The sequence below is a fragment of the Pseudomonas sp. MWU16-30323 genome, from assembly GCF_020515595.1.
Classification (GTDB): Bacteria; Pseudomonadota; Gammaproteobacteria; order Pseudomonadales; family Pseudomonadaceae; genus Aquipseudomonas; species Aquipseudomonas yamanorum.
On sequence record NZ_JAIWYM010000050.1, the window covers coordinates 1 to 24,100 of the forward strand.

Below are 24,100 nucleotides of genomic sequence, written 5' to 3' on the forward strand. Positions count from 1 at the left end.
GAATTCCGAAACCCCTGTCTGTGAACGCAGACAGGGGTTTTGTCGTTTAGGGGCCTCGTAAACTACAAACAGTCCCTGCTCAACCCTTACGTGTCTTACCGCTTCGCCTGGCCAATAGCTTGCGCCACCAGATGTAGATCCCGGTAGCAGACAACATCGCGATCACAGCCCCCAGTAGCGCAATCAACACCTGCCCGGTCAGCCCGATGATCCTGCCCCCATGGATCGGCAGTTGCAGCCGATAAAAGCGCTCTCCCAACGTACCTTCCCCTGCTATTTCCTTTCCTAATAAACGCCCATCCGTCCCATGGAAAAACAACCAGGATTTCCCATGGGCCTCCGTATCATGTTGCCCAAAACCAGCCCCATAAAAGTTGTACTCAAAACTGTAATACAGCTCTCCAATTGCTGTCGTCAGCCCTAGCCGCTTGCCTTCCTCCAGCGCCCGCTCATAGGCCTGTTGATAACTCAGTTGCGTCACGCCCAATTGTTCGGCCGGTAACCTGCCACGGGCTTCATAGACGCTGGCCTCTATCGGTGAGAACAGCGACACAGCAGGCCTGAACACCTGACTCGGCAAATTCATCGCCACGCTGCTGACCGCGATCGGCAGCAACAACAGCCAAAGCCACAAGCCGCCTGCCCGATGCAGGTCGAAGTTCAACCGGTAAGCATGACCGCCCTTGATCTTCCAAGCCGTGGACCACTTCTTCCAGAAAGGTTTGCCTCTCGGCAGGGTCAGCCACAGCGCGATAAAACAATCGAACACCCACGCAATCGCCACCAACCCCATCAGCCACAAACCCCAATTTCCCGGCAGTGTCAGGTTGTAGTGAAACTCCAGAATGAATGGGATGAGATTTTCACGCTGAAAGCAGCACGCGCCCCAAAAGCGCCGCCCCATTTCTTCCCCACTGACCGGATCGAGATAGAAAACCTGATTAGGTTCATCAAAGGGTTTGCCCGTCGCCGGATCGTTTCTGGCAACTGCCGCCAACATAGCCGTATGGCCGCTCTCTTGTGGATACTCCATGTACCAGACTTGCAGCTTGGGATGCTGGCTCTGCAACGTATCCACCAGTTCGCCTGGCGGCAATGCACGGCCCTTGGCTGTCGCTGCATAGAACCCTGGATTGAGCCATTCATCCAGCTCATGATTGAATGCCAGCAGGCTTCCCGTAATCCCCGCCATCATCAGAAACAACGCCGTCGCCAACCCGATGTAGCGATGAAATAAAACCAGCAATGCACGCATAAAGGTTTCCTGCAAAGACGACAAAGCCAGCGCCTGGAATCAGGAACTGGCTTTGGATGAATCGAGAGAAATTAGAACTGGTAGCTCACCGTCGCACTGACGTTGCGCTCTTCACCCAGGTAGCAGAAGTTCAGGCTGGCACACGATGCCACGTAAGACTCGTTCGTCAGGTTGTTGGCATTTAGGCGCACATCCACACCCTTCAAGCCCACCTTGCCCAGGTCATAGCCCATCGAGGCATCAAACAGCGTGTAGGCGGGCACCTTCATGGTGTTCTCCGCATCCGCCCAGCTGTAGCCGACATACCGCACGCCACCGCCGAGTCGCAGGCCATCCAGGGCGCCGCTGTCGAATTTGTAGTCCGCCCACACCGAGGCCATATGACGCGGCGCCTGGGTCGGCGAATTACCCTTGTTCTCGATCACGTTGTCCGCTGTACTCAACGTGCTGACCATGGACTTTGAATATTTGATGTCAGTGAAGGTATAGCTGCCCAGCAACTTGAGATTGTCAGTCAGCTGCATATGCCCTTCCAGCTCCAGGCCCTGAGAGCGCACAGCACCTACGGCGCGATAGAAGTTTTCCTGCGGCAGTTTGGTCGCCAGGTTTTCCTGATCAATACGGAACAGCGAAGCGGTGAACAGGTTGTCGGTACCCGGTGGCTGATATTTCAAGCCGACTTCCCATTGGGTACCGTCGGTGGGTGCCAGGGGATTGCCAGCACTGTCCGAATAGGAGTTCGGGTTGAAAGATTCGGAATAGCTGACGTAGGGCGCAAGACCGTTATCAAACAGATAAAGCGCTCCTGCACGCCCGGTCAGCTTGGTACGTTTATCACTGATCTCCGTGCCCAGCGGCCGTTCCGCTTCAGCAATGCGGTTTTCATCGGAGGTCTCGACCCAGTCCTGACGCAGCCCAAGGGAGAACCGCCACTTGTCCATCTCAATCAGGTCCTGCAGGTAAACACCAGTCTGCTCAAGCCGACGCAGATAACTGATTGGACTGTAAAAGCTGATCTGCGAGTTGCCATACACTGGATTAAACGCGTTGATCGGCGCAAGAGAGCCGCTGCTCCAGTCCACAACGGTTTTGCGCCGTTGATAGTCCGCTCCCATCAACACTGTATGTTTGGTCGCACCGGTAAAAAATTCAGCCTGCAGCATGTTGTCGATGATGAACGCATGCAGCTTTTCGTCACCGCCTGAATAGTAGCGATTCAGTTCATTACTGGTGGGCGTGGTCCAGCCATAGGCATACACCTGGTCCAGCCGGACCTTGGAATCCAGATACCGAAAGTTCTGCCGCGCGGTGAAAACATCATTGAAGCGATGCTCAAACTGGTAGCCGAACGACTGTTGATCACGCTTGTACCCATCAATGTCCGGCTCACCCTCGAAGAAGTGGTTGGAGATCCGCTGGCCATTGCGCTGATGCAACGCGCCATCTGCCGGCATGCCACCGTGGTAGCCACCGTCGGGATCATGCTGCAGATAAGCCTGGAGTGTGAGGGACGTGTCATCGGTAAAGTCGATGCTCAAGGTGGGTGCCAGTGCGTAGCGTTTTTCCTTGGCATGATCGAACTGTGTGTCGGACTTGTCCGCAAGCCCTGTCAGTCGATAGGCAATACGTTTGTCGTCATCCACCGGGCCGCTGAAGTCGAAACCCATGCCTCGCTGCCCTTGGGAACCGACGGTGGCTTGCACCTGATGGTACGGCTCAAACAGCGGCTTCTTGCTGGTCAACGCCACCAGCCCACCCGGCGAGCTACGTCCGTAGAGCACCGATGAAGGGCCTTTGAGAATGTCCACGCGCTCGAGGAAATACGGATCCACCTGCATGGTGCTGTAGGTGCCGCTGTCACCCATGGATTTCAAACCGTCGAGGTAGATGTTATCCACCGAACCGTCGTTGAAGCCACGCATCGCCACATAGTCATAACGGTGAGTGGCGCCATACGGGTTGGTCAGCACGCCAGGGGTGTAACGCATCGCCTGGGCAACGGTTTGCGAGCCTTGGTCATCCATCTGCTCGCGGGTCACCACTGAAACCGTCTGGGACGTTTCCAGCAGCGTGGTACTGGTCTTGGTGGCGATCTGGCTGTGAGTCGCGTTGTAGCCCTCCATGCTGCCCAAGGCATTACCCAGGGCGAAGCCTTTGATGTCGGTGGTCGGCAAGGTCAGCGCCTCGTTCTCGGGCTGGGCCTGCAATACGAAGCTCACGTCGTCCTGGGCCTGGGCTTGCAAACCTGACCCGCTGAGCAACTGGCTCAGGCCCTGTTTGGCAGAGTACTCCCCGTGCAGTCCAGGAGACTGGCGGCCCTGAGTCTGCACAGGCGTGCTGGAAAGGGTGATGCCTGCCTGACGGGCAAACTGATTGAGCACATCGCTCAGCGCGCCTGCAGGGATGTCATAGCGCTGGCTGATACGCTCGACTCCGCTATCAGCTGCGACACCGGCCACCGGCAGCAAGCCGATGCCCATCGTGGTCGACAGCAACGCGGCACGTACGGCTTTACCGAGCAAAGGGTAGGAAGAGGGTGAGTTACTGAAAAAACGCACAGTCATTATCGAGATCCGTAGAGGTCGCTGAAGGCAGATTGAATTGCTTACTGTCTAAGCCGGACTCACGGAAAAAAGCCGCCAAAAATAAATCAGGCCTGGCGTTCCAGGCTCACCCACCAGCGTGTGCGATAGCGCAGGCGCACGGGCAGCGTCTGCGGAAGGATTGCCAACAGCTTCTCAGTGTCTTCCAGGCGAAAAACACCAGACAAGCGCAAGTCTGCGATATCACTTGAACAGCCCAGATAACCCTGGCGATAGCGCCCCACCTCGGCCAGGAAATCGGCAAGACGCATGTTGCGGGTGACGATCAATCCGTCGGCCCAGGCCCCGGTATCCATATCCAAAGGCGGCGCGGGAACGGCCCCGTTCTGACGCACCAGGTAGCTTTCTCCGGCATGCACTTGAGTGAATAGGCCGTCGGCGGTATGCGGTGAATGAATCGCCACGTTGCCTGACGCGACGCTCAAGCGTGTGCAATCGCTGTCCTGGCGAACCACAAACCGCCCGTCTATGCCTTCGAACAAGCCCTGGCGAGTGCGAACCAGCAGCGGTGTGGCCGCGGCAACGCCGCAGGTCACCAGGATTTCCCCGCGTACCAACGTGATCAGGCGCTGCTGCGGGTTGAAGTTCAGGTCCACTGCGCTGTCGGTATTGAGCTGCAGACGTGTGCCATCCGGCAGTTGCACGCTACGACGCTCGCCGGTGGTGGTAGCCAGGTCCGAGGTCCAACGCTGCCAGCCGGTGAGGTCTCGGCTGACCCAGGCTGCCGAACCCATCAACAGCACCCCGGACAACACCTTCAATGCTTGCCGGCGACCAAGGCGTTGGGCACTGTTCTCCAGCGCCACATGGGCTCCGGGAATCGCCGCCAGTTGGCTGCTCAATTCATGCTGCAGGGCCTGCACACGTTGCCAGGCCACCTCGTGCTCATGATGAGCCTCACGCCAGTGCTCGCACTGCGCCTTCAGGCGGACATTCGCGCGATTGTTGCGCAAGCGCAGCATCCAGCTGATCGCCTGCTTGACCACCTGCGGGTCGGGCCCGGAGCGCGCCGCGTTATCCATCGGGGTCATGCCTCATACCGCAGCACATAACAGTGATACAGCGCCTCGGCGACATACCGTTCCACCGAGCGTAGCGACACACCCATCTGCTGTGCAATCTGCTTGTAAGTCAGCCCGTCGCACTGAGCCAGTAGAAACGCCTTACGTACCTTGGGCTTGAGCCCGTCCAGAAGCCGGGCGATGGACTCCAGCAATTCCAGAATCAGCGCACGCTCTTCAGCACTCGGTGCCAAGGCTTCGGGCAAATGCGCGATGGACTCCAGATACGCGCGCTCGATTTCTTCGCGGCGCCAATGATCGATCACCAGGCCCCTGGCGATGGTGCGCAGGAAGGCCCGAGGAGCTTTGAGTTCGAAGCGTTCGGTTTTTTGCAGCAGGCGCACAAAGGTGTCCTGGGCCAGGTCCGCCGCATCGGCTGCATTACCCAGACGGCTGCGCAGCCACGTGTTCAGCCAGCCATGATGGTTGCTGTAAAGCGTCTGTACTGCGTACTCGGAGGAGGGCATTCACGCGGCCTGGCAAAGCGTCACAAATGATAATTAGTCGCATTGTCGGCAAGGCTGAAAAAATTTGCAACTCCTCACGCCAGGGGCCTACCGCTGGTCGGCTTCTGACGCTAAAAGCAGATGCTTCTCACAAATTCCTAAGATTTATCCTGAGTTGGCCGAAAGCCTGACGAGCCATGCGTGCACCGAAATAGAGCAGTCGCAGAGTCTGCCTATCCCGTTACATGGAATGTTGCATCCGGCACGCTCACCCCCTTTTGGCAAAAAGAAGTCAATGAAATGAATCTCAAGTTCAGTCATAAAATTCTGTTGGCCGCGTCAGGCGTAGTGGTTCTGGCCTTCGCGTTATTCACGTTCTACAACGACTACCTGCAGCGCAACACGATCCGGCAAAACCTGGAATCGTCTATCCAGCAGTCCGGTGAGCTGACCGCCAGCAGTGTGCAGAACTGGCTCAGCGGCCGGGTACTGGTACTGGAAAGCCTGGCGCAAAACATAGCCCACCAAGGCAGCGCTGCCGATCTACCGGGGTTGGTCGACCAGTCGGCATTTACCTCCAACTTCCAGTTCACCTACGTTGGTTCAACCAACGGCGTGTTCACCCAGCGTCCCGACGCCAAAATGCCCGATGGCTACGACCCTCGTCAGCGCCCTTGGTACAAACAAGCCGTGGCCGCCGACAAGACCATGCTCACGCCGCCCTATATGGCAGCGGTAGGTGGGCTGATCGTGACCATCGCGATGCCGGTGAAAAAGAATGGCGAACTGCTTGGCGTGGTTGGCGGTGACCTGAGCCTGCAAACCCTGGTGAAGATCATCAACTCGGTGGATTTCGGCGGTATCGGCCATGCCTTCCTGGTCAGCGGTGACGGCCAGGTGATCGTCAGCCCGGACCAGGACCAGGTGATGAAGAACCTCAAGGACATCTACCCGGGCACCCACGTACGCATTGAGAAGGTCAGCCAGGAAGTGGTCCTCAATGGCCAGGAACGGATCCTGTCCTTCACCCCGATCAGCGGGTTGCCGAATGCAGATTGGTACATCGGACTGTCGATCGACAAAGATAAAGCCTACGCACCGCTGGGCAAGTTCCGCACCTCGGCTTTGATCGCCATGTTCATTGCGGTTGCTGCTATCGCGGTGTTCCTGAGCCTGCTGATCCAGGTCTTGATGCGTCCGCTGACCACCATGGGTCGCGCCATGCAGGACATTGCCCAGGGCGAGGGTGACTTGACCCGTCGCCTGACCGTGGAAAGCAAGGACGAGTTCGGTGACTTGGGCAGTGCCTTCAACCAATTCGTCGAGCGTATTCACGCGTCAATTTCCGAAGTTTCCTCGGCCACCCGCCAGGTACACGACCTGTCCCAGCGTGTAATGGCTTCGTCCAACGCGTCGATCGTCGGTTCCGACGAACAAAGCGCCCGCACCAACAGCGTGGCCGCGGCAATCAACGAGCTGGGTGCTGCCACTCAGGAAATCGCGCGCAACGCCGCAGACGCTTCGCAACACGCCAGCGGTGCCAGCGAGCAGGCTGATGACGGGCGCAAGGTGGTGGAGAAAACCATCCTGGCGATGTCGGAGCTTTCGCAAAAAATCAGCCTGTCCTGCACACAGATTGAAACCCTGAACGCCAGCACCGACAACATCGGCCACATCCTGGATGTGATCAAAGGCATCTCCCAGCAAACCAACTTGCTGGCTCTTAATGCTGCGATTGAGGCTGCGCGTGCCGGTGAAGCCGGGCGTGGGTTTGCCGTGGTGGCGGATGAAGTCCGCAACCTGGCGCACCGCACTCAAGAGTCGGCAGAAGAGATCCACAAAATGATCACCTCGCTGCAGATTGGCTCGCGTGAGGCCGTGACCACGATGAACGCCAGCCAGACCTCCAGCGAAGAAAGCGTCGAGGTCGCCAACCAGGCCGGTGAGCGCCTGGTCAGCGTGACTCAGCGGATCGTCGAGATTGACGGCATGAACCAGTCGGTAGCAGCCGCCACCGAGGAGCAGACCGCCGTGGTGGAAACTCTCAATGTCGACATCAACCAGATCAACCTGCTGAACCAGCAAGGCGTGGCCAACCTCAACGAAACCTTGAAGGATTGCGACGCGTTGTCTCAACAGGCCAACCGGCTGAAGCAGTTGGTCGACAGTTTCAAAATCTGATGATTCACCTGTAGGAGCGAGCTTGCTCGCGAAGAACGTCAACGCTAACGCAGTGCTAACAGATAGCCCGTTTTGCCTATTCGTTTTTCGCGAGCAAGCTCGCGCCTACAGGTTTAGCCAAACATCGCTCGCACATTCTCCAGCGCGCTGTCGGCGAATGCCTGCACAAACGGCTCAAACCCTTCCACACCCGGTTCAACCGGCTCGGCGATGATCGTCCAGGTCACCCGTGAACAGCCCGCTCCCAACGGTTCGACACCCATGGCTGCCCACAGCCGTGCCACGCCCAACGTGTTGTAAATCGTTGTCCAAGTCATGTGCATGGCTCGCTCGTCGCGGCTGTTGAGTTGTTCCACCACCAGGTTTCCATCGTGGAAGCATTTCTTGCGCAGCGATCCGATGCCCGCACCGGTCATTTCGATGTGGGACAAGGCCGGGATAAACCTATCAAAGCCAGCAAAATCACCGACTACCGCCCACGCACGGGCGGCATCACAGGCAACCGTCACTGAAGACACAACAGGCTTGCCGCAAGGGTTGCGAATCAACGTATCGGGTTTCATAGGGTTTCCTTCAGTTGAGCGCTTGATGGCAGGAAGCCAATGCGCTTGAGGTACTCGCAGCCCATGCGTAACAGCGCCGGATTTTTCTCGGGGTAGTGCGTGCCCATCTGCTCGACGCCACGTCGTGCGTTGTCATGCCGGATCATTGAGGTATCGCCGATATCCTCGCCCACACCATTGAGGTAGAAACCCAGTACGCCGAACAATGCATTGCGGTTATCCACCGTGTGCAGGTGACGTTGCCAGCGGGCGACGCTCACCAGTTCGAAGGCATGGCCTGCCTGGCGGAAGGCCTCGACGTAGGATTCCCAGCTCAAGGGCTGCGGGTTGTGCAGGTTGAACACGGTTCCTCCATCACCACGGCGGCCACTGTGGAACGCAACAAACCGGGCAAGAAAGTCCACGGGCATCAGGTCAAAATTCAGCTTGAGGCGGGGCACCAGGCCCAGTTGGAGTGAGCCTTTGAGCATCAACATCAGGCGATTTTTCTGTGGCTCGCAGACACCGCTGCGGCTGTTGAAACTGATGTTCCCGGGGCGATGGATATTGACCCAGGCACCTTGCCCGGCAGCGCGCCCCAGCAAGCGTTCCGCGACCCATTTGGACAGGTTGTAGCCGTTCTGGATGTAGATCGGCGGGGTGGCGGCGGCGAGCGTCTCGAGCACCTGGCCTTGTGCGTCGATGCTACTGGCCGCCGACAGCGTCGAGATAAAGTTGAAGACCTTCTTGCACCGGGTTTCACACAGACGCAGGCATTCCAGCACCGGTTCGACGTTGTCCTTGGCCAGCGTGGCGTAGTCCATCACGTGATTGACGTGGGCGGCGTTGTGCACCAACACGCCGAACGCCCCGGCGAGGTACTCATACGCCTCGCTGGCCAAGCCAAGGCGCGGCTGACTGATGTCGGCGGCATACACCCGCACCCGGCTCAGGTCCAGGTGTTCCAGGCGGTACTCGCGCAGCGCCTCGGCAAACCTCTCGGTCGCCGAATGTCCGGGGTGCTCGCGCACCAGGCACGCCACTTCAAGTGCGCCCTCGGCCAGTAACGCCTCGACGATATGCACCCCGAGAAAACTGTTGGCCCCGGTCACGATCACTTTACGACGTTCCCCCGCCCGGTCCGCTGGCAGTGTCTGCAAATGCAGCTCACGCAGCGCATCCCGGGTTGCCTGACCGGTCGGTGCTTCGCGTGGGACGTCGTCACCCATCAGCGTGGCGAGGGTGCGGACCGTGGGTGTCTCAAAAAAACGGCTGAGGGAGAGGCTGCGCCCGAACTGCTCGCGGATACGCAGCAACATCGTCGACAGGAGGATGGAATGGCCGCCAAGATTGAAGAAGCTGTCGTCCGTCGACAGTTGCGTGACTGGCACGCCGAGCAACTCGCTCCACAGGTTGAGCAACTGCACTTGCATTGGCGTGTGCGGTTCGCCGTGATTGATGGCCGGCAGCGGTTGCGTCGGTAGCGCAAGCAATGCCTGGCGGTCGACTTTTCCGTTGGGCGTGCACGGCATGCTCGCAAGCTCTGTGCACAGGGTTGGCCGAAGATAGTCCGGCAGTGTTTGTCGGGCGTGCTGCTTCAGTCCAGCCAGGGCGTCTGGTGTTTCGGGCTGAGCGACAAAGGCCAGGATTCGTCGGTCGCGATCAATCACCACCGCCACTTGGCGAAACAGCTGACTGCTGCGCAGGCAATGTTCGATCTCTTGCGGTTCGACCCGGAAGCCTCGGATCTTCACTTGCTGATCTCGGCGCCCGCCCAGTTCGATGCCGTTTTCCGTCCACTTCGCCAGATCGCCGCTGCGGTAGGCCCGTAAGGTCTGGCCGTCGGGCAATCCCAGCTCCACGAAATGTTCCGCGGTCTGCGTCGGCTGGTTGAGGTAACCCAAGCTGACGCCAGGGCCGACGATGTACAGCTCGCCCATCACCTGTTCATCCACCGGTTGCAGTTGCCCATCGAGGATCAGCACTTGGCTGTTGGCGATGGGGGTGCCGAGGTTGCGGTTACTGTCGCCTGGCAGCAACGTGCGGTGGGTCACCAGCACGGTGGCTTCGGTGGGCCCGTAGAAGTTGTGCAGGCTACACTGCCCTGACAACTGCTCGATCACATAGGGTTCGCATACATCACCACCAGTGATCACATGGGCCAGGCCCAGGGGTTGATCCAGCGGCAGGATGCTCAGCAACGCGGGAGGCAGGAAGGCGTGAGTGATGCGCTCTTGGCGGATCAGCTCCACCAGTTGCTGCGGGTCGCGTCGCTGGTCTTCACTGGGCACGATCAACTCGGCGCCCGCGATCAGGCTCGGGAAGATGTCGATCAGCGAAGAGTCAAAACTCAAGGGCGAGAACTGCAAAACCCGGCTGTGTTCGTTCAGTTGTACATGGCCACCGAACCACGCGGTGAAATGCGCCAGATTGAGCTGGCTGAGCAGCACGCCCTTGGGCTGGCCAGTGGTGCCCGAGGTGTAGAGCACCATGCAAGGGGCGTCCATGGATGGATGCCGACGCATTAGCTGCGGGTTACCGGCGGTGTCGAGCGTGCTCACATCCAATGCAGAAAAACCGTCCCGTAGTGGATGCTTGCCGTCATCCAGCAGCACCGCGACCCCGGCGGTTTCCAGCATGACTTGCTGGCGTTGCAGCGGGTGGCCTGGCTCCAGGGGCAGGTACACCGCGCCACAGGCCAGCACCGCGAGGATGCTGGCGTACAGCTCTGGGGACTTGCCCAGGCAGACACCGATCACCGGCGGTGTGTCGCGGTGCCCAAGCAGAGGCCAAAGACGTTGCTGGATAGCCAGGCTCTTGCGATGCAACTGTCGATAACTCAGCATGCGGCCTGCAATATTCAGCGCCGGCCGCTCGGCGTAGGTTTTAAGACTGTTTTCCAGTCGCTCGATCATTGGCACCTGGGCGTGTTGCCGCAGCGCCAAATCAGCTGTCAGGTTAAAGCGATGCAGGTACGCCAGCGATGCGAGCGCTTGCAGTCCATGTTCCGGATCATCGGAGGCGACGGCCGTCTGCGAGAAATGGTCCGGGTCCCGGGAGAACCCACTCACCTGCTGGGCCACCCATTCCACCAGGTTGCTGACCGCCTGTTGATGCAATCGTTGACCATTCCCACAGGCTTCGCCGGCAACGTCCAGGGTTGCCAGAAGTCGCCGTGAGTGGCCGTAACACCTGAACTGCAGGATCGGCAGCCCGTAGTCGGTCAACGCTCCCATACCCAGGCGCAAGCTCATCAAGGCCGTGCAAGTCAGGTCTGGCGGAACCTCCTCGCTACCGTCATCAATCAACAGGTCTACGTGGGTTACATCCTGTGGTCGCACCCATCCATGACCGTATTGCTCCAGCGTCTTGCTGATTTCATTCAATGCCGCGCTGGAGCCCGCCAGCCCAATCTTCAGGTGCCTCATGGGTGCCCTCCTGATACCGGAAGAAAGGCATCCAACGCCCGAACCACGCTCGGCGTTTGCAGCAGGCCGCTGTGATTCAGGAACCCCATGATATTGCCCATCAGTGGGTGCTGGCGGGTAATGGGAAAGCCCATCGCCTGCACTTCAGCGCGTAGCGCAGAGCGCGTGCCGTCACTGATATCCAGGTGCTCGATCAATTGCAGGTCGAAGGTTTTCTGCAGGTCGTGGGTCAAGTAATGCTGAAGAAATATCGGCAGGATCCGGGCGATGCAGTCGCGGTCCGAGGCGTTGGCAGACTGCCAATAAATACGCACCAGACGCGTCCAGAAAGCCGCATGGCGGCCTTCGTCACACAAGTGGTCGGCCATCAATCCACGGATGGATGGCTTGACACTGTCGTCCTTGGAAAACGCCGCCACGTCATGGGTCACCGTGTTCTCGGCGATGGCCACCGCGATCAGTTCCACGGCATCCCGCAGGTGCTCGGGAGCCAGTGCCAGCGCGGCTGGCAAGGCGCGGCTCAGCTCGATTTGCCCGGGCAGTTCCAGGGCCGGGATGCCGGTCATCTCGACGGTCTGTTGCATGAAATCGAGGGCGACGAGGGCGTGGTAATCCTCATCCACGACTACGGTCATGGCATCGTAGCGACAGGCGAGCGGGAAGGGCACTGAAAAGCGATTCTTGGCAATGCTGCGTGCGGTCTTGTCGACGATCTCGGTTTCAAAGATCACCACGTCGTTGATGAATTTGTAGAACGTCTGCAACAAGACAAAATCCCGGTGCTGTGGGCATTGATCGACAAAGGTCGCGCTCAGCACCAAGGGTTGCCGGCTCAAGGGATAGATCAGCTTGTGGTCATTTTCCAGCAAGCGGCGCGGGCGCGTGCGGATAGTCGCGCGACGCTCCCAGTCGTCGGCAAATGAGCGGTAGTCGGCAGGGTTCATACGCCCACCTCCGACAGGCGCAGGTGCAACCCGTCCCAAAACGCCAGGCGGCTTTCCACAGCGTCGAGGGCGCTACTGTCGGCTTGCTGCTCCCGACTCGGGTCGGTGAGGATAAGGCGTTGCAGCAATTGCGCCGCCGCCGGGCCGTGCTCTTCGGCGTCGATTTCCATGTGGCGCTTGAGGTAGTAGCAAAAGGTCGGCGCCTGGCGGTGAGCTATCTCGCAGCTCTCCAGGATGCGTTTGAACATGGCCGGGATGACGCTCTCGCGGCCGTGCAGAAAGGCTGCGGCTACGCAGTGGGTGGGCGCGTTCAGGGCAACCTGCAGCGTACTTGTGACGAACCGGGCCACGACAGGGTGAATATCGATTTTTTCCAGGGCCGTTTCTGCATCCTGGCCGTCACGTTGCAGGCTGATGAACCGCTCGATGGTCGCCGTATTCGCGCCGACCTCACGCATGGCTTCCAGATACAGCTCGAAGTGGCTGCCATGTCCGTGGCCGGGGTACGCGTCCGACTCCTCGCCCAGTACGATTTCATTGATCAGGCGAGCCGCTTGTGGGTCCGTTGGCGGTAACCAGGGCAGGCGCATACCCGTGAGGTCATGTTGCAGGCGCTTGGTCAGTGTCATGAAGTCCCAAACGGCGAACACGTGGTTTTCCATAAAGAACTGCAACTTTTTCAGCGTATTTATTTGTACGAATAATGGATGGCTGTGCAACTGCTGCTTTTTTTGTTTAAGCAGGTGTGAGTGTTGGAACATGGTCGATGCCTATAAGTCGTTGTCTCTTCCCTGATAAAAGCGTTTTGCTTCAGCGACAAATAAACATTGGTTTTCACGCGCGCGGATGCCTTGATAGCGGATTAGCGATACTTAAGGCTGGCGCCGTTATTCAAAAGGTCGCACGCGGTGACAAAACACAAGGTTTTATTTAAAGGAACGCCACTCACAGTGACGCCCGAGCACGAGTTCACGCTATTGGTTTGGGAGATTTGGAGTTTGGATAATAAAAAACAATAATCTGATTGAGTGTTCAGCGGTTTTTAGTTTTATAAGAGTTTGCAAATAAATGTGTGCTGTAGTTGGTGTGTTCTATGAAGTGTGGGAAATTTCCTTGGATATTAAATATTAAGCTGGAATAGTTATTTTTAACTGATGTTTCGCCGGGCAAGAACTTCGCCGCCGTGATGCACGGAGCTCCCCCGACCCAAGTGGCTTCGCAGCGCTATGTGGTCGAAGGGGGAGGTTCAGTTCCCTGAGGCATTCACAGCGAGGTTTTATCGTCGCTCTGCTCAAGACTCCTGAGGTAACCCGTAATCACCTCCATGCCGCGGGTGAGGTGGTTACGCAACGTCAGGATGCTTTCCTCGATCTTCTTTTTCGCCACCAAATCCAGCAGTTCCCGGTGGTCTTCCTGGGACGTCTTGCCCAGGCCCATGGCTTCGAGGTTGAAGCGCAGGAAACGCTCCTCTTCATTCAAGCCATGCTCAACCAGCTTGAGCAGCCGCTGATTGCCTGCCTTGCCATATAGCGCCATGTGAAACAGGCGATTGAGGCGGCCGATTTCGGTGTAGTCACTTTCTCGTTCCAGCGCATCGATGAAGGCGCCAGCCTGAGCAATGTCATCGGGCGTGAGCAGGGGAATCGACAAGCGCAGCGCTTCGGATTCCAGGAGGATGCGCAGCGCATAGGTTTCTGCCGAATGGTCTTCAATCAGCGGCGCCACCACCGCGCCTTTGTGGGTGACCACATGCAGCAGCGACTGGGCTTCCAGTTGACGCAGTGCCTCGCGCACCGGCATCCGGCTAACGCCGAACAAGCTGGCCAGCTCCTGTTGGCGCATGGCGGTGCCGCAGGGCAAGCGGCCATCCAGGATGGCGTTGCGCAATGTTTCTTCAATCACGGAGCGAGCGAGATGGGCGGGGATGGGCCCGCTGATCTGGATGCTGCTCAAAGGGTTCGGCTTCTGCGTCACGACTACGCTATCCTCCTTTTCAGGGTGAGGTGGCTAATTGGATCCAATGCACACTAGAGTTTGTCCACAAGCTTGTCAAACAGGCAAGGTTTCGGCTTGTAAGCGACTCAACAATGCTGCTTTTTGACCCACATTTGTGGCTTGCTGCGTCTTACGGTCGCGATGGAAAAATGCGTACTGTTGCGGTGATTGCACCGTGCCATTGTTTTTTACCATTCGAACCTTCACCATCCAACGCTACTCCGTCTTCTTCTACGGATTGAACGCTTTGGCGGTACGTTTTATTCCCCCTTGGGTCCTGCGCTGGCTTTTTTCGGTGCTGCTGCTGGCTGGCTTATTGCCTGGCGGGTTGCATGCCGATTGGGATTTCTCCCAGATCAGCCGCAAAGCGACGGCACTGTACGGCCCGTTGGGAGAAGGGCAGCAGCGCATTGACGCCTGGCAACGGTTGTTGGCGACGCAGAAGCAAGTCAGCGAGCAGGAGCAGCTTAAGGTAGTCAACCTGTTCTTCAACAAGCAAATGCATTATGTGGAAGACATCGACCTGTGGCATCAGGTGGACTATTGGGAAACCCCTATCGAAGCCCTGTGGAAGGGCGCCGGGGATTGCGAAGACTATGCAATCGCCAAGTATTTCAGCTTGCGTCATCTGGGTGTCGCCAGCGACAAATTGCGCATTACCTACGTCAAGGCGTTGCGTCAGAATCGCGCCCACATGGTCTTGACCTATTACTCGACGCCGGACGCGATGCCGCTGGTGCTCGACAGCCTTACCGATGAGATCCAGCCCGCAAGCCAGCGTACCGACTTGCTGCCCGTCTATTCCTTCAATGCTGAAGGCTTATGGTTGCCGGGCGCCAAGGGCGACAAAAAAGTCGGTGATACCAAACGCTTGTCACGCTGGCAGGATGTGTTGAAAAAAATGCGTGCGGAAGGCTTTCCAGCCGAGCCTGCCAACTAGGAGTACCTGTACAGATGTCTCTGTTCAAACAGCTATTGATCGCTATCTGTCTGTTTTTGGTGGTCGCCTTCAGCGGCAGCTTCATGGTGAGCCTGGAGAGTTCGCGCACCCAATATGTCAACCAGTTGCGCTCCCATGCGCAGGACGCAGCGACCGCATTGGCGCTGTCGCTGACCCCCAACATTGATGACCCGGCGATGGTGGAGTTACTGGTCAGCTCGATCTTCGACAGCGGCTACTACGCCAGCATCCGCGTGGTGGACCTGAAGAATGACCAGGTCATTGTCGAACGCAACGGTACCCCCGACAGCGATGGCGTGCCCAAATGGTTCGTCAACCTGATCGGCCTGGAGCCGGCGGGTGGCGACGCCCTGGTCAACCGTGGCTGGGAGCAGGCGGCACGGGTCGAGGTGGTCAGCCATCCGATGTTCGCCCTGGCCAAGCTCTGGCGAAGTGCGCTTGGCAGCCTTGGCTGGCTGCTGCTGTGTGGCGCTGTCAGTGCCGTGCTGGGAGCCCTGTTGCTGCGCCGACAATTGAAGCCCTTGGACTACATGGTCAAGCAGTCCCATGCGATTGCCCGTCGGGAATTCTTGAGCTTGCCCGAACTGCCGCGCACCCCGGAGTTACGTCGTGTGGTGCAGGCGATGAACCAGATGGTGGAGAAACTCAAGGCGCTGTTTCAGGAGCAGGCCGAGCGCAGTGAAAGGCTGCGGGTCGAGTCATACCAGGACAACCTCACCGGCTTGGCTAACCGGCGCTATTTCGAGATGCAACTCAACGCCCGGGTGAGTAATCCGGAGGAGACCAGCTCCGGTTATTTGCTGCTCCTGCGGGTCAAGGACCTGGCCGGCCTCAACCAGCGCCTGGGCGGCCAGCGCACCGACCAATTGCTGCAGGCGGTGGGCGAGCAACTGTTGCGTCAGTGCGAGCCGTACCCGGAAACCCACAACCTGGTCACCCGGATCCGCGGCGGCGAGTTTGCCGTGCTGGCGCCGGGGCTGGTACGCGAAGAGGCGTTGCAGCTGGCGCAAAACCTGGAAAACGTCCTGCTTAGCCTGCAAGCCACGGGTGCCAGCGATGTCACGCCGGTCGCCTACATCGGCCTGGCACCGTTCATCCATGGCGACGCACCGCAAGCCGTGCTGACACTGGCCGACCAGGCCCTGGCCCAGGCGGAGACCCAAGGGGACACCGGTTGGGTGTGCCTGGACCATAGCGCGGCGGCCAGTGTTGGCGATGACCATCATGCCTGGCATACCTTGCTCGACCGTGCGTTGACCGAGCAACGTTTTCAGCTGTATTTCCAGCCGGTGGTTGCCAGCCACGACCCGCAGATGGTGCTGCACTACAAAGTGCTGTCACGCCTGCAGGACGACCAAGGGCAGACGATTGCGGCGGGGCGCTTCCTGCCATGGCTTGAGCGCTTCGGCTGGTCGGCGCGCCTTGACCGCATGATGCTGGAGCTGGTGTTCAAGCAGATGGCCGGCCACACCGAATCCCTCGCGCTGAACCTGTCGGCCGCGACCTTTGCCGACCCTCAAGCCCTGAATCGAGTGTTCGAGTTGTTGCGTCAACACTCCAACCTTGGCCCACGGCTGACCCTGGAAATCGGCGAAGAGCAACTGCCGGAACAAGCGGTGCTTGAGCAATTGACCCACCGCCTGCGCGAACTCAATTTCTCCTTGAGCCTGCAGCGCTTCGGCGGGCGCTTCAGCATGATCGGCAACCTGGCGCGCCTGGGCCTGGCCTACCTGAAGATCGACGGCAGCTACATTCGCGACATCGACCAAGAGAGCGACAAACGCCTGTTTATCGAAGCCATCCAGCGTGCCGCACACAGCATTGACCTGCCACTGATCGCTGAGCGTGTGGAGACTGAGGGTGAGTTGGCGGTGATCAGCGCGATGGGTATTTTCGGCGTGCAGGGGCAGTTGTTTGGCGAGCCGGCGCCCTGGAAGTAATGCGAGTCGCCGCTGCTGAGGCAGCGGCGACTGTATGGGGCCTCAGATCAGCCCGGTTTCTTCATCGTTGATCAAGCTGTTCAGCCCGCCGAGTGCTTCCCGCGCCTGGTTGCGATCCAACAGTTTGGCCTGGGCCGCCGGCGGCAGGTCGGTGACGCGAATCACGCCCTTGCTGGTCAACACCTGGATCAAGTCATCCAGAACCCGAATCATCTCCAGGTCGCTTTGCTTGAGCTGATTCAGGCTGGTCTCTACGAGCGTGTTGGCGTACCACGCCTGAATCTCATGGTGATCGGCTGGCAGCGTTTCCGTTGATTCGGCGAAGGCCGCGGCCTCTACGCGAATCAGCCCGCCGTGGGCATCACGTTGCACATAAAACATAACAATCCCTCAGCAATGAAGCCCGCAGCCATCAACACAGGCTAACGGTGGGTAATGGGCGCGAGTATGCGGTGCAACCGTCCCACAGAGCCAGTGACGAGCCGTTAATGTACATCGGCCGCCGCTTGGGCGGCCGATGAACGCAGGCTTAAGCGGTGTGATCGATCTTGATGGTCGGGTCGGCACCGCTGATCAGCGAGTTGATGCTCGTATGAGACCAGTCGTTGCCTTCCAGCTTGATGGTGACATCCGCGTTCGCCAGGCCGCCGGCCTTGTTCAGGTTACCTTCGGTACTGACTTGCAGCGTCGAGACGCCTTCCACCGTGGTGATCTTGAGGTAGTTGTCGATGGTGCTGTCGCTCTCACCTTTCAACAGGTCCCGCAGGTCAATCCGGTCACCGTCCGCAGCCTTGAAGTCCTTGATCACGTCGTTGCCCAAGTCGCCAGCCTTCCACAGGAACAAATCAGCACCGGCACCCCCCACCAGGATGTCGTTGCCCGGACCGCCGATCAACGTGTCGTTGCCGGTGCCGCCCAGCAGGATGTCATTGCCCTTGCCACCATCGAGGTAGTCGTTGCCGCCCTGACCGAACAGGATGTCGTCGCCAGCGCCGCCCAGCAGCGTGTCGTTCCCGTCCTTGGCGCCGGACACATCAAAGTCGGCGTAGTGTTCGGTCACGTACTGATGCACGTTCGACGTGGTCACGGCCGTGACGGCCATTCCGGTTTTCTGTGCAACGAAGGCCTGCAGCGCGTTGTAGCCCTCGCCGGTGATCCCGCTGAAGCTCACCAGGTCACCGAAGATGATGTCATTGCCATCGCCCCCGTTGATGGTGTCAGAGCCCGGCAAGGTCGCCTCGGTGTGGCCCAGGATAGCGTTGGCCAAGTCCTTCGGATCGATATTGCTCTGTGGCTTGCCGTCCGAGTCGTACGGTTTGAGGTCGTTGAGGCTGACCCCACTGTTGATGCCAATCGCCTCCACACTGGACAGGCCGCTGAGCAGTGCAAAGCCGCTGCCGGCATTGCTGGTGGTCGCAGAGCTGGTGCTGCTACCGCTGCCGTCCAGGTACGAGACCTCATAGGTGCCGTCGCCTTGGGCATGCACGGTGCCGATGACGCCGCTGTCGTACCAGCTGCCGTTCCAGTTCTGCATCCACTTGTGAACCTGACCGGCGCTGTCGATCAGTTGCAGCTTGCTGCTGCCGACGGTGATCGAGAACGCGTTGCCCAACTGATAGTTGTTGGTGTTGATGTAGTCATCCAGCCGGCCATCGGTGGTGTTGTAGTTGTAGAAGTCGGTGACCACCGGATTGGTTTGTTCGCCGTTCTGGAAGTACGTCGGCTGGCCGTCAGTGATGAAGTAAGTCAGGTTGGTCGCGCCGGTATTGCCGGTCGCCAGGTTGCTCTGGAAGAAGTTGGCGGTGGCCTTGAACACATCTTCATAGTTGGTGCCGCCACCGGAGACCATCGAATCCAGCACGCCCTTGAGTATCGCCAGCGCGTTTGGATCGTTCAGGTTAATCGCCACCGATTTATTGACCTGGGTATCGAAGTCCGCCACGAAGATATTCACGGTGCCCGATGTGTTGGCGCCGAGGCTGTTTTTCAGTGAGCTGAACACCGAGGTCAGCGACGCCTTGGCCGCGTTGACCGAATCGGCGCTCATGCTGCCGGAGCTGTCGACCATGAACGCGATGTTGTAGTTCTTGCCTTGCACCACGTTCAGGCCACCGATGTCCGCGACCACGATGTCATTGCCATCGGTGCCGGTGATGTTGTCGCTGCCCGACGTTGCGGTGATCGAGTTGTAGTTTGCCGGGTAAACCGTGACCGGCAACTGCGCAGTGGTAACGGCCGAGCCGCCCAGGCTTTCAGTCGAGGTCGAGGTCACCGTCAGGTTGAACTGGCCGCTGTAGTAGGTCGGTGGCTTGATGGTCAGGGTGCTCAAGTCCCAGCCCGTTACGTTCACCTCACCTGTGCTCGCGCCGGCGCTATAGGTATGCCCGGCCGCATCGGTGAGTACCGAGCCCGCCGGAATCCCGCTGATCTTCACGCTCAGGCTTTCCGAACCGTCAGTGTCGGTCAGGCTGGTGGTGACCTTGGACAGGTGCACCGAGCCATTCTCCAGGCCTTCGTTGAGCTTGTAGCCGGTGTAGTAACCGTCGCCGTTGCTGCCATGCAGGTCGGACAGTGTCACGCCGGCATTGATCAGGTCGCTGACGCCGGTGTAGAGCGGTATGCCGCTGGTGTTCAGGGGCTGGACCGCACCGTTGCCGATTTGCACGTTGACGTTATAGCTGCCAGGTCCGGACTGGTTGGCGTGGTAGATCTCGATGCTGTAGTAGCCGCTGACGGTCGGGGTGATCGAGCCGCTGAACTTGCCGCTGTTGGTACCCCACAGTGCGCTCGCTACGTCTTTGCCGCCAACGTTGACCACCAGGCTGTCATCGCCGGTGCCGCTGAAGGTGTAGCTCTTCCCGGCTTCCATGTAGATCAGGCCGGACGTCTTGGAGCCAGCGCCCGCCGCCACGTTCGCGTCGGACGCAACAGTGGTCACGGTGGTGCTGGTGTTCGGCGTGCCGGCGTTATCAATCGCGTTTTTCAGGTCTGCCGGCGCAGCGCCGTTGCCGTTGGTGCCCAGGTTCGCAACGCTGTTCCAGCTTTGCTTGGTCAGGCCCACGGAGTTCACGGCGTTGTCTGCCACCGTCAGGTTCGGTGCATCGGCCACGGGGGTGATATCGACTTTCACTGTCGCGGCAGTGCCCAGATCCTTGCCATCGGTTGGCTGGAACTTGAACTGCGCATAGTCAGCCTGTTTATTGCCGATGCCAGTGCCGCCGTAACCATCGGTCCCGGACTCGTTGGCATTGGGCGTAAAGCGCAATTGGCCGGCGTCGATCTGGGCCTTGGTAAAGGTCTGGCCGCTGGTGACGTTGGACCAGGTCACCCCGTCCGCTGCCAGGAACTGCAATTTGCCAGCGACCGGCAGCTCGGTGATTTTCACCCCGAGGCTCGCTTGTGGCGAGTCGACGTCAGTCACGCCGAAGTTGGACCAGGCCAAGGCCAGCGGCGTGTCTTCGGTACCCGTGACGGCGCTGCCGGTAGCCACCGGCGCATCGTTGACGGCCACTACGTTGACGGTGGCGGTGGCAACGTTGGAGTAGTTACCGCCATCGGTCACCGTCACGGTAATGATCCGCGGCGTAGTGCTCGGGTCATGGCTGCTGTTGGTGAACGTGATGTTCTGGATCCGCGTCATGTAATCGGCCAGCGTCGCGGTGCCCGACAGCGTCAGGGTGATGGTGCCCGTCTGGTTGTTGGAGTTGATCGTGATGCCGTTGACGCTATTGCCCAGGTTCAGCGCGTCGCCCACTTGCGCGTTGGTCAGGGTGACGGTGGCGCCGGTCAGCATCGTGCTGTCCGGGTCGGTGATCTTGATGTCGGTGTCAGCAATCGACACACCCGGCCCGGTGGTGCCCTCGGTGAACGTCACCTTGTAATCCGCACCGGTGGCGCCGCTGGAATTGTTGGCGTCCAGGTCGATGACCGGCGGGGCGTCGTTATCGATGATATTGGTGCTGATGCTGCCATTGGTACCGCTGATCGCCAGCTTCTCGAAGTTGCCACCGGAAGTCTTATCGATGGTGATCACCAGCGTTTCGGTAGGCTCGGTCAGCTTGTCGTCAAGGGTGTTCACGTTGAAGGTTGCACTGCTGGCGCCAGCCGGGATCTTCACGGTGTAGACGCCGTTGAAGTCCGAACCGTCGGTGGCCGTGCCGCTGTATTTCAGCGTGACGGTCACGTCAGTGGCCGCCGCGTTGCTCAGCGTGAGGGTGTAGTGGGCTGTCTGGCCCTCATTCACCGAAGCATCGCCGGTAATGCTGATCGTGGTGGTATCGATCGAGTCGGTGATGGTGGTGACAGCGGGATGGCTGTTATCCGGAACCAGCTTCTCGAAGTTGCCGCCAGTGGCCGTGGTGATGGTGGTGCTGACGGTTGAGCCGTTGTTGTAGACGTCGTTGGGTGGGGTCTGGAAGACCACAGTGCCGGTGGTTTTGCCGGAATCAATGGTGATCACCTGGCCGTTGGACAGGGTCACCGTCACCGGGGCGTGAGCAACGTTGCTCAAGGTCGCGGTGTAGGTGATCTGGCCGCCTTCAGTGATCGCGGTATTGGCTGTCGACAGCGTCACAGTGGTGGTATCGATCGAATCCGAAATGACAGTGGTCGGCGGATTGGTGTTGTCCGGGACCAGCTTCTCGAAGTTGCCGCCAGTGGCTGTGGTGATCGTCGTGCTGACGGTGGAGCCGTTGTTGTAGACATCGTTAGCCGGAGTCTGGAAGACCACGGTGCCGGTGGTTTTACCGGAATCGATAGTGATCACCTGGCCGTTGGACAAGGTCACGGTGACCGGCGCGTGAGCGACATTGCTCAGGGTCGCGGTGTAGGTGATCTGGCCGCCTTCGGTGATCGCTGTGTCAGTGGTGCTCAACTTAACGGTGGTGGTATCGATCGAGTCGGTGATGGTGGTAACCGCTGGATGGCTGTTATCCGGCACCAGTTTCTCGAAGTTGCCGCCAGTGGCTGTGGTGATAGTCGTGCTGACGGTGGAGCCGTTGTTGTAGACGTCGTTGGGTGGCGTCTGGAAAACCACGGTGCCGGTGGTTTTACCGGAATCAATGGTGATCACCTGGCCGTTGGACAGGGTTACCGTCACCGGGGCGTGAGCGACGTTGCTCAAAGTCGCGGTGTAGGTGATCTGACCGCCTTCAGTAATGGCGGTGTTGGCCGTCGACAGAGTCACGGTAGTGGTGTCGATCGAGTCAGTGATGGTGGTGACAGCCGGGTGGCTGTTATCCGGAACCAATTTCTCGAAGTTGCCGCCAGTGGCCGTGCTGATGGTGGTGCTGACGGTGGAACCGTTGTTGTAGACGTCGTTGGCTGGCGTTTGGAAAACCACGGTGCCGGTGGTTTTACCGGAATCAATGGTGATCACCTGGCCGTTGGACAGCGTCACGGTCACCGGGGCATGAGCGACATTGCTCAAGGTGGCGGTGTAAGTGATCTGGCCGCCTTCGGTGATTGCGGTGTCGTTAGTCGACAGCGTTACCGTCGTCGTGTCGATCGAGTCGGTGATCGTGGTGGTCGGCGGATTGGTGTTATCCGGGACTAACTTCTCAAAGTTGCCGCCAGTGGCCGTTGTAATGGTGGTGCTGACGGTGGAGCCGTTGTTGTAGACATCGTTGGCGGGTGTCTGGAAGACCACGGTGCCGGTGGTTTTACCGGAATCGATGGTGATCACCTGGCCGTTGGACAGGGTTACCGTGACCGGGGCGTGAGCGACGTTGCTCAAGGTCGCGGTGTAAGTGATCTGGCCGCCTTCGGTGATCGCTGTATCGGTGGTGCTCAACTTAACGGTGGTGGTGTCGATCGAGTCGGTGATGGTGGTAACCGCTGGATGGCTGTTGTCCGGCACCAGTTTCTCGAAGTTGCCGCCAGTGGCGGTGGTGATGGTTGTGCTTACAGTGGAACCGTTGTTGTAAACGTCGTTGGCGGGTGTCTGGAAAACCACGGAGCCCGTAGTTTTACCTGCATCGATGGTGATGACCTGGCCGTTGGACAGCGTCACGGTCACTGGTGCGTGCGCTTCATTAGAAAGCGTGGCGGTGTAGGTGATCTGACCGCCTTCGGTAATGGCAGTGTCGTTAGTCGACAGCGCTACCGTCGTGGTGTCGATCGAATCGGTAATCGTGGTGGTCGGCGGATTGGTGTTATCCGGCACCAGTTTCTCGAAGTTGCCGCCAGTAGCCGCTGTAATCGTGGTGCTGATGGTGGAGCCGTTGTTGTAGACATCGTTGGCGGGTGTCTGGAAGACCACGGTGCCGGTGGTTTTACCGGAATCAATGGTGATCACCTGGCCGTTAGACAGGGTCACAGTCACCGGCGCATGCGCTTCATTCGAAAGCGTCGCGGTGTAAGTGATCTGACCGCCTTCGGTAATGGCAGTGTCAGTGGTGCTCAATTTAACGGTAGTGGTGTCGATCGAGTCGGTGATGGTGGTAACCGCTGGGTGGCTGTTATCCGGAACCAGCTTCTCGAAGTTGCCGCCAGTGGCCGTGCTGATGGTGGTGCTGACGGTGGAACCGTTGTTGTAGACGTCGTTGGCCGGTGTCTGGAAGACCACGGTGCCCGTAGTTTTACCCGCGTCGATGGTGATCACTTGGCCGTTGGACAGCGTCACGGTCACAGGTGCATGCGCTTCATTGGAAAGCGTGGCGGTGTAGGTGATCTGGCCGCCTTCAGTGATCGCGGTATCGGTGGTCGACAGCGTTACCGTGGTCGTGTCGATCGAATCCGAAATAA

At 59.0% G+C, this 24,100-nt stretch carries 14 protein-coding genes; 3 read left to right on the plus strand and 11 right to left on the minus strand.

The window, feature by feature from the left end; all coding sequences use genetic code 11:
• Positions 1-79: 79 nt before the first annotated feature.
• The 4 genes from LIY45_RS29370 to LIY45_RS29385 form a co-directional block, all read right to left on the minus strand.
• The gene (locus LIY45_RS29370; protein WP_226478497.1) at positions 80-1,255 is read right to left on the minus strand and encodes a PepSY domain-containing protein; all 1,176 of its coding nucleotides are present in this window, start codon (positions 1,253-1,255) and stop codon (positions 80-82) included.
• 71 nt (positions 1,256-1,326) lie between these two features.
• On the minus strand, positions 1,327-3,819 hold the full coding sequence (locus tag LIY45_RS29375; RefSeq protein WP_226478498.1) for a TonB-dependent siderophore receptor: 2,493 nt from the start codon (positions 3,817-3,819) through the stop codon (positions 1,327-1,329).
• An 86-nt stretch (positions 3,820-3,905) separates the two neighbouring features.
• Positions 3,906-4,889, minus strand: coding sequence for a FecR family protein (locus LIY45_RS29380; protein ID WP_226478499.1), 984 nt, complete (start codon positions 4,887-4,889; stop codon positions 3,906-3,908).
• Complete coding sequence (locus LIY45_RS29385) at positions 4,886-5,386, minus strand: sigma-70 family RNA polymerase sigma factor (protein ID WP_008433614.1); 501 nt, start codon at positions 5,384-5,386, stop codon at positions 4,886-4,888. The genes LIY45_RS29380 and LIY45_RS29385 overlap by 4 nt, the downstream gene beginning before the upstream one ends.
• A gap of 279 nt (positions 5,387-5,665) precedes the next feature.
• On the opposite strand from LIY45_RS29385, the gene LIY45_RS29390 reads away from it, so the two are divergent.
• Positions 5,666-7,546 carry a methyl-accepting chemotaxis protein gene (locus LIY45_RS29390; protein ID WP_226478500.1) on the plus strand — a complete coding sequence of 627 codons (1,881 nt, stop codon included), beginning with the start codon at positions 5,666-5,668 and terminating at the stop codon, positions 7,544-7,546.
• 113 nt (positions 7,547-7,659) lie between these two features.
• Here the strand turns inward: LIY45_RS29390 and LIY45_RS29395 are convergent, their stop codons facing one another.
• The 5 genes from LIY45_RS29395 to LIY45_RS29415 all read right to left on the minus strand — a co-directional run bounded on the left by LIY45_RS29395 (position 7,660) and on the right by LIY45_RS29415 (position 14,434).
• Complete coding sequence (locus tag LIY45_RS29395) at positions 7,660-8,109, minus strand: SRPBCC family protein (protein WP_226478501.1); 450 nt, start codon at positions 8,107-8,109, stop codon at positions 7,660-7,662.
• A complete protein-coding gene (locus tag LIY45_RS29400; protein ID WP_226478502.1) occupies positions 8,106-11,516 on the minus strand; it encodes an amino acid adenylation domain-containing protein in 3,411 nt (1,136 codons plus the stop codon). Before LIY45_RS29400 ends, LIY45_RS29395 begins: the two co-directional genes overlap by 4 nt.
• Positions 11,513-12,460 (minus strand): diiron oxygenase, encoded by a 948-nt coding sequence (locus tag LIY45_RS29405; protein WP_226478503.1) that lies wholly within the window; start codon positions 12,458-12,460, stop codon positions 11,513-11,515. Before LIY45_RS29405 ends, LIY45_RS29400 begins: the two co-directional genes overlap by 4 nt.
• On the minus strand, positions 12,457-13,221 hold the full coding sequence (locus LIY45_RS29410; protein ID WP_226478504.1) for a DUF3050 domain-containing protein: 765 nt from the start codon (positions 13,219-13,221) through the stop codon (positions 12,457-12,459). Before LIY45_RS29410 ends, LIY45_RS29405 begins: the two co-directional genes overlap by 4 nt.
• 502 nt (positions 13,222-13,723) lie before the next feature.
• The gene (locus LIY45_RS29415) at positions 13,724-14,434 is read right to left on the minus strand and encodes a GntR family transcriptional regulator (protein ID WP_017478015.1); all 711 of its coding nucleotides are present in this window, start codon (positions 14,432-14,434) and stop codon (positions 13,724-13,726) included.
• Between the two features lie 268 nt (positions 14,435-14,702).
• Here LIY45_RS29415 and lapG point away from each other — a divergent pair, with 268 nt between their 5' ends.
• Together lapG and lapD are read left to right on the plus strand one after the other, a co-directional pair.
• A complete protein-coding gene (gene lapG / locus LIY45_RS29420) occupies positions 14,703-15,395 on the plus strand; it encodes a cysteine protease LapG (RefSeq protein ID WP_026078039.1) in 693 nt (230 codons plus the stop codon).
• Positions 15,396-15,409: 14 nt separating this feature from the next.
• Positions 15,410-17,356: a cyclic di-GMP receptor LapD gene (lapD, locus tag LIY45_RS29425; protein WP_226478505.1), complete on the plus strand. Its 1,947-nt coding sequence runs from the start codon at positions 15,410-15,412 to the stop codon at positions 17,354-17,356.
• 42 nt (positions 17,357-17,398) lie between these two features.
• Here the strand turns inward: lapD and LIY45_RS29430 are convergent, their stop codons facing one another.
• Both LIY45_RS29430 and LIY45_RS29435 read right to left on the minus strand, forming a co-directional pair.
• Positions 17,399-17,737 carry a hypothetical protein gene (locus LIY45_RS29430; protein ID WP_017478018.1) on the minus strand — a complete coding sequence of 113 codons (339 nt, stop codon included), beginning with the start codon at positions 17,735-17,737 and terminating at the stop codon, positions 17,399-17,401.
• Positions 17,738-17,885: 148 nt separating this feature from the next.
• Positions 17,886-24,100 (minus strand): immunoglobulin-like domain-containing protein (locus LIY45_RS29435; protein ID WP_226478506.1); only part of this gene is annotated, 6,215 nt, incomplete at its 5' end.

What these genes read in the sequence shown, in the direction of transcription:
- LIY45_RS29375 (WP_226478498.1), bottom strand. Translation starts at nt 3,819, where the DNA reads ATGACTGTGCGTTTTTTCAGTAACTCACCCTCTTCCTACCCTTTGCTC.
- LIY45_RS29395 (WP_226478501.1), bottom strand. Translation starts at nt 8,109, where the DNA reads ATGAAACCCGATACGTTGATTCGCAACCCTTGCGGCAAGCCTGTTGTG.
- LIY45_RS29370 (WP_226478497.1), bottom strand. Translation starts at nt 1,255, where the DNA reads ATGCGTGCATTGCTGGTTTTATTTCATCGCTACATCGGGTTGGCGACG.
- LIY45_RS29390 (WP_226478500.1), top strand. Translation starts at nt 5,666, where the DNA reads ATGAATCTCAAGTTCAGTCATAAAATTCTGTTGGCCGCGTCAGGCGTA.
- lapD (WP_226478505.1), top strand. Translation starts at nt 15,410, where the DNA reads ATGTCTCTGTTCAAACAGCTATTGATCGCTATCTGTCTGTTTTTGGTG.
- LIY45_RS29400 (WP_226478502.1), bottom strand. Translation starts at nt 11,516, where the DNA reads ATGAGGCACCTGAAGATTGGGCTGGCGGGCTCCAGCGCGGCATTGAAT.
- LIY45_RS29385 (WP_008433614.1), bottom strand. Translation starts at nt 5,386, where the DNA reads ATGCCCTCCTCCGAGTACGCAGTACAGACGCTTTACAGCAACCATCAT.
- LIY45_RS29410 (WP_226478504.1), bottom strand. Translation starts at nt 13,221, where the DNA reads ATGTTCCAACACTCACACCTGCTTAAACAAAAAAAGCAGCAGTTGCAC.
- LIY45_RS29405 (WP_226478503.1), bottom strand. Translation starts at nt 12,460, where the DNA reads ATGAACCCTGCCGACTACCGCTCATTTGCCGACGACTGGGAGCGTCGC.
- LIY45_RS29380 (WP_226478499.1), bottom strand. Translation starts at nt 4,889, where the DNA reads ATGACCCCGATGGATAACGCGGCGCGCTCCGGGCCCGACCCGCAGGTG.
- LIY45_RS29430 (WP_017478018.1), bottom strand. Translation starts at nt 17,737, where the DNA reads ATGTTTTATGTGCAACGTGATGCCCACGGCGGGCTGATTCGCGTAGAG.